Raw genomic sequence first — 6,819 nt, 5'->3', positions numbered from 1 at the left:
CGTCTCGTCATGGTATCTCCTGTTCCCGGCATTTAAGCCGAAGCCAGGCAGAAATTCCACTTATCCCCGCTGTTCAAATTTCCCGAGCCAACTCTGAAAAGCCGGGCATGCGAAGCCTTCGTCGCCGTCCATCGGACGCATCGATCATCGTTCGACACGTCTCTCTGCTAATCCATGAAAAGCCCTCGCATTGCTAAATGAACACGTGCGAGATCATCGCTCGCCATTGTGTGGCTACGACCGGATCTTTTGACCATCAAGGTAACCGTGCTCGTAGGCTTTGGCCAGTTCGCTATTGTCAGGATAAGGGTTCTTTCTATTCTCGGCTTCACATTTTCCCGCCTTGACTCCCTCTTCATACGCTTCCTTTTCACTTTCTGAAGCGGGAAGACGAGGCGATTGCTCGGGGTAATATTGTATCGGATTCGGCAGCCCAAGCGCGGGTGCGAAAAGCGAAGCTATGATTGGCTTTTGCGGGCACATGATGAATTCCTCCTGATATTGAAACGCCATTTGCGATGGACGAGTTCCCTGGAGCCGTCTCATCATTGGCGCGCTGCCATCCGCGCGATAGCGCCGGCCAACACAAGCCAAGGGCGCGTGGTGCGCCCATGGGGTGCATTCTTCCTTGACCGAGGTGCACCTTCGTTCCTAGGGATAAGATACAGTAATCAACCGACTTACGCTTTTACATGAACCTTCCGTTACATGCCGAGGGTTCGCGCGACGACTGCCTCATTGTCCCGACACATGGCCGCCACCATCGACGACATTCCTATTGTGAAACTTTTTGAATTTTAGTCCGTTGTCGTGCTTATGACCGACGCTAAATCCAATCCGAAATCGGTCGACGGCGCCAAGTCGCCTGGGCGTGAGAGGTCGCGCCGGGAGAAAGCTCCGACTATTGATGTCGAGCCACCAGCAAATATTATTGAATCCGATCCGGACATGACGCCCGAGGAGGCCGAACGGGCACGCAAAGGGTACTTGCTTGCACGTTTCTGGATCAGCGCGCGTGGCTACTGGAGTCGCCGCGGAGATGGCTTCGCGTGGCCGTGCACGATCGGACTACTTGCGCTGATCGGCCTGAACGTCTGCTTCCAGTATGGCATTAACATCTGGAACCGCGCGATTTTTGACGCCATTGAGCAACGCAACGCCCACACCGTTTATGTCCTGAGCGCGGTGTTTCTGCCGCTGGTGCTCGGAAGTGTCGCCCTTGTCACGGTACAAGTCTACATTCGCATGATGATCCAGAGACGGTGGCGCTCCTGGCTGACGACCGGGCTCATCGCTCGCTGGCTCGCGAACGGCCGTTATTATCAGCTGAACCTGATCGGCGGCGAAGGCCACAAGAACCCCGAGGCGCGTCTCTCCGAGGATTTGCGCATCGCCACGGAGTCCCCGGTCGATTTCCTGGCCGGCGTCATTTCCGCGTTCTTGTCGGCATCGACCTTCATCGTCGTCCTGTGGACGATCGGCGGAGCCCTGACGTTCCAGATCGCTGGTTCAGTCATCACAATTCCCGGCTTTCTTGTCGTCACCGCGGTTCTCTATGCCGTGGTCACGTCCACCTCGATGGCAGTTATCGGCCGGCACTTCGTCGAGATTTCCGAGGTCAAGAACCAGGTGGAAGCGGAATTTCGCTATACGCTGACACATGTGCGCGAAAACGGCGAGAGCATCGCATTGCTCGGCGGCGAAGAGGAGGAGCGTAATGACCTCGAACGAACTTTTGGCAATGTGCTGAGGCAATGGGCGCGGTTGGCGCATCAATACATGCGCACGACGCTTATCTCGCAAGGGTCGATGCTGATCGCGCCCGTCGTGCCGGTCCTGCTTTGCGCACCGAAATTCCTCGAAGGCAGCATGACGCTCGGTCAAGTGATGCAGTCTGCCTCTGCCTTCGCCATCGTCCAGAGTGCGTTCGGATGGCTGGTGGACAACTATCCGCGGCTTGCCGACTGGAATGCCTCCGCACATCGCGTCGCATCGCTCATGACGTCACTCGACGGATTGGAGCGTGCCGAAAAGAGCGATTCCCTCGGACGCATCAAGCAGGGTGAAACAGAAGGCAAGGTGATGCTGTGCTTAAATAATCTTTCCGTGACGCTCGACGACGGCACCTCCGTGGTCAGGGAGACGGAGGTCGAGATCGAGCCGGGCGAACGCGTGTTGGTCGCCGGAGAATCCGGCACGGGAAAAAGCACGCTCGTACGGGCCATTTCCGGTCTTTGGCCTTGGGGTCATGGCAGCGTCAATTTTCATCCCGGTAGCCGATTGTTCATGCTGCCCCAGCGACCCTATATCCCATCGGGCACACTTCGCCGGTCCGTGGCCTATCCGCGAGCGGCCGAGGACTGGACGCTGGATGAGATCAAAGCGGCCCTTGAGAAGGTCGGGCTTGACTATCTCAACGACAGAATTGAGGAAGATGCGCCTTGGGACCAGACGCTCTCGGGCGGCGAGAAACAGAGGCTCGCATTCGCGCGTCTTCTGCTACACGATCCCGATATCATCGTCCTGGATGAGGCCACATCAGCGCTCGATGAAAAAAGCCAGGACAAGATGATGGAGATGGTGATCCGCGAACTGCCGAAGGTCACCATTATCAGCGTCGGGCACAGAGCCGAGCTGGAGGCCTTCCATAGCCGCAAGATCACCCTTGAGCGACGTGAGGGTGGCGCGATGCTTGTCAGCGACATTGATCTCGCCCAGCGCGGGAAAAGACGGAACCTGCTTTTGCGCCTCTTGGATGACCAAAGGCCCGCAGCAAGAGGCAACTTGGCTCACGGGAAACAGCACCGTTAGGAAAGACTGACATTTGCCTCATCATCAGTCCGGTGGCACCGAGGGCAACACATGATCTTTCGTGTAGTCTGATAGAGCGCATGGCCGCTAGGAATATGGCTGTCATTACAAAGTCGGATCGAGCGCGTCGTGCTCGCCCATCACGCTTCAAATATTTGGATACCGCTTTCTTTAAGCGCGGCGAGGAACGCGGCTCTTGCTACCAGGGCCTCCACGTGACCTTGGTGCGCACTGATCAACGTTCGCTTCGCATTCTTGAAGGCGATCCCGTGCGACTTTGCGGGCCAGTTCCGCAGCAGGTAATAGGTGGCGGTCTCCGTGTTGGCGATCGTCAGGCGCTGACCGGGTTTGCGCGTCTCGACGGTGATTGGCTTGTTCCACAATTGTTGTGTCATGATTGTCCTCTTGCGGCGAAACGGCACCGCGATCCGAATGTTCCGCCGAGGTTGTCACCAAAGCCGCAAGCCAAAGCCACCCAAGCTCGAGCTTTCACCTGAGCGAACTCGGCGGAGCCTTTCCCCGCCACATGGACCGTGATCATTCCGACCGAACGGTCGCTCTGACCGACAGGCAAATCCTTGGCTTCAAAGGCGGGCACCAAATCTAACATTCCTTCACCACTCACAGCGGCTATTTTTCCGCTCGTTGCAAGAGAACGCGCATTTCCTCGAAGCGTCGCTTGCGGTCCGCATCGCTCTCATTCGCAGTATAGCAAGTGGTTGATACGCAGAACTTAGCGAGATTATGGGGTTTGTCGGGCTTGTCGAATTCACATTCGAAGGTGTCGGTCATTTCCGCGGGAGATGTTCCCTGACGGGTGGAATAGGCCATGCGCACACCAGGCGGCTTCAGTTCCGGAAAGGATTGGATAGCGCCGATCGCGAGGCTATCCGACAGGAAGAAGTTCTTGGCTACGATCTTGCAGGTTGCCTCAAGATCGGCCGACTGCGCGAAAGCCGCTGCCGGCATCAGCGCGAGGCCAAATAGAATCAAAGGTTTGATCACGGTAAGCTCCTTCAGCGAGGTTTCCGCTGTTTCAGAACGCAAATAACAAAGAAGGGAATGCCGATCGCGTTGCAAAGTTCCTTTAAAGAGCCCGCTCGGAGTGATCAAAGTTGCGCCATGCCGACACAGTCCGACAAGGCTTACCCACCGCAAAAAATAGCTGCGGCATGTTGGAAGCTCACGGCCGAGCCTTCAGTCGGATGCCCGTGCGACTGAAGTCCAATGCCGGAACATGGAGGCCCGTCACCTTGTTCGTCCTATAGCGGCGGATAAACGCCGTTATGTACTCAACAGCGAGAAAAGAGAAAATCATGAAGACGACGAACAGACTTGCCGTTCTGATGACGGCGCTTTCAATCGGTGTTTCCTTCGCAGCCATCACACCCGCAAGCGCGCAGGATACCCAGGTCATCCCCAAAAGCGGCACGACGCGCGACAGCAAGCCATCGACCAGCGAGCAACAGCCACAGTCCGGAACATCCACCAAGGACTTGAAGGGAAATTCAGATAATTCTCCCGGCCAGGCACCGGCCCAATCCACTCAAGGCAATCAGGATTCGAAGTCGAATGGCAGTCAGAACAACAGCTCGACAAACACCGGAGCAACAGGCCAGACAGGAAGCCAATCCGGAGACCAAACTCAAGAAGGCAATGGTACCAAGGCAGGAACCAACAACAAATCAGCATCTCCCCAGTCCCGAGGCACCAACAGCTCGAACGATGAGCAAGGGACTGGTCAAGGTGGTACAGACACCAACAAAGCGGGTTCCGCGGGAAGCTCCGGCAGCAATATGAAAGCCCCTAGCGGCACCAAGCAGAATCAACAGACGGACACGACCGGAGGTGAGACGGGAAGCAAAACCACGACAAAAACAAACACGCAGGGCGGCTCGCAAGTCCAGGTCTCCGTTGAGCAACAAACACAGATCCGGCAGGTGGTTAAAGAGGTCCATGTCACCCCCGTTCGCGAGACGGATTTCTCGGTATCGGTAGGCGCAACAATTCCCCGGAAGATCGAGCTGGAGCCGCTGCCGCCGCGCATCGTCCAGATCGTTCCGCAATATAAGGCGTATCGATTCTTCGTCCTAGCGGACGGACGGATCGTCATCGTCGATCCCTCGACATTCACGATCGTCTATATCATCGATGCCTAGTTCTGGATGTTTGCGGGCGCCAGAGTTTTCATGGCGTCCGCAAACATATGTCTTGCCCGATGCCGTCAGGCAGGCAAGGCAGAAGTTGCAGGAATTTCGATCCGGCCGCTCATTGCATCAACAGTGGGCGATTGAACGTGTCCGCGGGGCCAAGATCGAGAACGGTCTCGAGAACAGCAGCCGAGGAACCGGGTTTAGCTGCTTGATACATTGAAGCGCATGATGTTCGCAGCCTATACGGTCTGCTTAGGCCGCCAGCGCAACAAATAAGCTTCAAGCGCGGAGGCAAGGCGATTTAGTGTAAAGCCGACGAAGCCGAGCACCAGGACGCCGACCATGACGAGCGCCATGTCGAACCGCTCCCGACCGGCGATGACCAGGCCGCCGATGCCCGGACCGACGGCCAGGAAATATTCCGCGCCGACCGTTGCCAGCCAGGCATAGATCAAGCCGAGATGCACGCCGGTGGCGATCGACGGCATCGCCGCCGGAATATAGATCCGCAATGCCTTCTGCCGCGCATTGAACCTTAGCGCCGTTGCGACCTCAAGCAGTTCGGCCGGCGCCTCACGCATGCCATCATAGGTATTGAGAACGATAGGAATGAAGGCGGCGAGCGCGACGAAGACGATCTTCGCCTGTTCGCCAAAGCCGAACCAGACCGAGATCAGCGGTATCCAGGCCAGAAGGGAGATCTGCTTCAGTCCATTGAAGGTCGGCATGATCAGGCGGTCGGCAATCCGGGAGAGCGCCAGCAGGCTCGCAAAAGCGATGCCGAGCACGCATCCAATCAGGAAGCCGGCAATATTGCGCATCAGGCTGAAACCCAGTTCGCCGATAAGATCATTGTCGATCAGCTCACGCTTGGCCGTGCCGACGACATCCTCTAGCGACGGCAGAAAGCGCGCGTCCACGAGACCCGTCCGGCTTGAAACCTCCCAGGCCACGAGGAGGAGGATCGGCAACGTCATGCCGCGCCGGAAACGTACGAAACGGCTTGCTCTTGCCATTGTCAAAGCTCCCGCCGCTTCCACCGCTGGATCAGCAGTTCGGTGCGATCCAGCCCCTTGTCCATGACGAAGCCGACAAGTCCGATGGCAATCATCGCGACGATGACGGTATCGAGCCAGAACATCTGCCGCCCCCAGACCAACAGGTAGCCGAGCCCTTCGGACGAGGCGAGCAACTCGACACCGACAAGCGATGTCCAGGAATGGGTAAGGCCATAACGGATACCGGTGAATATCGAGGGAACGGCAGCCGGCAGCACGATCAAGCGCAGGGTTTGCCAGCGGCTGAAGCGAAGCGCTCTGCCGACCTCGAGATATTTCGGCGGGACGCCGCGGACCCCGGCGAGCGTGTTCATCGTCATCGGCACGATGGCGCCCTTGGCGATGATGATGATCTTCAAGCTCTCCTCGATGCCGACAAGCAGCATCAAAAGCGGGATCCATCCGAGCGTCGGGATCTGCGCGAAGGCGAGGAAGAGCGGCTTCACATAGTCCTCGACCCTTTCGGAAAGCCCCATGGCAATGCCGAGCAACAGGCCGAGCCCGGCGCCGATGGTAAAGCCAACGACGACACGGCCGAGACTGACCCCGGTGTGATAGAGAAGCTCGCCGCTCAGGATCATGTCGCGGCCGGCCTGGTAGACATAGGCTGGCGGCGGCAGGATCTGCTCCGGCAGCCAGCCCCTGGCGGAGGCAACCCACCAGAGGCCAAACAGGCCAAGCGGAAAGATCAGGCCCGTCACGAAAAGGACAAGGCGCTGGAGCCTTGCTGGCGATAGCGGCAAGCCGGCCCGCCCGGTAGTCTCGACAACAGCGCTCACGCCAATCTCCTAGTCTTG

7 protein-coding genes are annotated in these 6,819 nt (G+C 57.8%); 2 read left to right on the top strand and 5 right to left on the bottom strand.

Going from position 1 to position 6,819, the window contains the following annotated elements; genetic code table 11:
- Window positions 1-234: 234 nt before the first annotated feature.
- Window positions 235-483: a hypothetical protein gene (locus FBZ99_RS29660; RefSeq protein WP_113331860.1), complete on the bottom strand. Its 249-nt coding sequence runs from the start codon at window positions 481-483 to the stop codon at window positions 235-237.
- 333 nt (window positions 484-816) lie between these two features.
- Between FBZ99_RS29660 and FBZ99_RS29655 the strand changes: the two genes are divergently transcribed.
- Complete coding sequence (locus FBZ99_RS29655; RefSeq protein ID WP_113395165.1) at window positions 817-2,811, top strand: ABC transporter ATP-binding protein/permease; 1,995 nt, start codon at window positions 817-819, stop codon at window positions 2,809-2,811.
- Between the two features lie 140 nt (window positions 2,812-2,951).
- Here the strand turns inward: FBZ99_RS29655 and FBZ99_RS29650 are convergent, their stop codons facing one another.
- Both FBZ99_RS29650 and FBZ99_RS29645 read right to left on the bottom strand, forming a co-directional pair.
- Window positions 2,952-3,206, bottom strand: a complete 255-nt coding sequence (locus tag FBZ99_RS29650) for a DUF982 domain-containing protein (protein ID WP_113353456.1) — start codon at window positions 3,204-3,206, stop codon at window positions 2,952-2,954.
- A gap of 235 nt (window positions 3,207-3,441) precedes the next feature.
- A complete protein-coding gene (locus FBZ99_RS29645) occupies window positions 3,442-3,816 on the bottom strand; it encodes a hypothetical protein (protein ID WP_112721678.1) in 375 nt (124 codons plus the stop codon).
- Window positions 3,817-4,127: 311 nt separating this feature from the next.
- Here FBZ99_RS29645 and FBZ99_RS29640 point away from each other — a divergent pair, with 311 nt between their 5' ends.
- On the top strand, window positions 4,128-4,970 hold the full coding sequence (locus FBZ99_RS29640; RefSeq protein WP_113353458.1) for a DUF1236 domain-containing protein: 843 nt from the start codon (window positions 4,128-4,130) through the stop codon (window positions 4,968-4,970).
- A 233-nt stretch (window positions 4,971-5,203) separates the two neighbouring features.
- On the opposite strand, the gene FBZ99_RS29635 is transcribed toward FBZ99_RS29640, so the two are convergent.
- Both FBZ99_RS29635 and FBZ99_RS29630 read right to left on the bottom strand, forming a co-directional pair.
- A complete protein-coding gene (locus FBZ99_RS29635) occupies window positions 5,204-5,980 on the bottom strand; it encodes an ABC transporter permease (RefSeq protein ID WP_113353459.1) in 777 nt (258 codons plus the stop codon).
- A 2-nt stretch (window positions 5,981-5,982) separates the two neighbouring features.
- A complete protein-coding gene (locus tag FBZ99_RS29630) occupies window positions 5,983-6,801 on the bottom strand; it encodes an ABC transporter permease (protein ID WP_113353460.1) in 819 nt (272 codons plus the stop codon).
- Window positions 6,802-6,819 lie beyond the last annotated feature (18 nt).

It is taken from the genome of Rhizobium sp. ERR 1071 (genome assembly GCF_007828675.1).
Classification (GTDB): Bacteria; Pseudomonadota; Alphaproteobacteria; order Rhizobiales; family Rhizobiaceae; genus Rhizobium; species Rhizobium dioscoreae.
Note: the sequence above shows the minus strand (reverse complement) of the source record. Positions and strands in the feature narration are given on the sequence as shown.

Coding starts and splice junctions, on each gene's coding strand:
- FBZ99_RS29640 (WP_113353458.1), top strand. CDS start 4,128: ATGAAGACGACGAACAGACTTGCCGTTCTGATGACGGCGCTTTCAATC.
- FBZ99_RS29655 (WP_113395165.1), top strand. CDS start 817: ATGACCGACGCTAAATCCAATCCGAAATCGGTCGACGGCGCCAAGTCG.
- FBZ99_RS29660 (WP_113331860.1), bottom strand. CDS start 483: ATGTGCCCGCAAAAGCCAATCATAGCTTCGCTTTTCGCACCCGCGCTT.
- FBZ99_RS29635 (WP_113353459.1), bottom strand. CDS start 5,980: ATGGCAAGAGCAAGCCGTTTCGTACGTTTCCGGCGCGGCATGACGTTG.
- FBZ99_RS29650 (WP_113353456.1), bottom strand. CDS start 3,206: ATGACACAACAATTGTGGAACAAGCCAATCACCGTCGAGACGCGCAAA.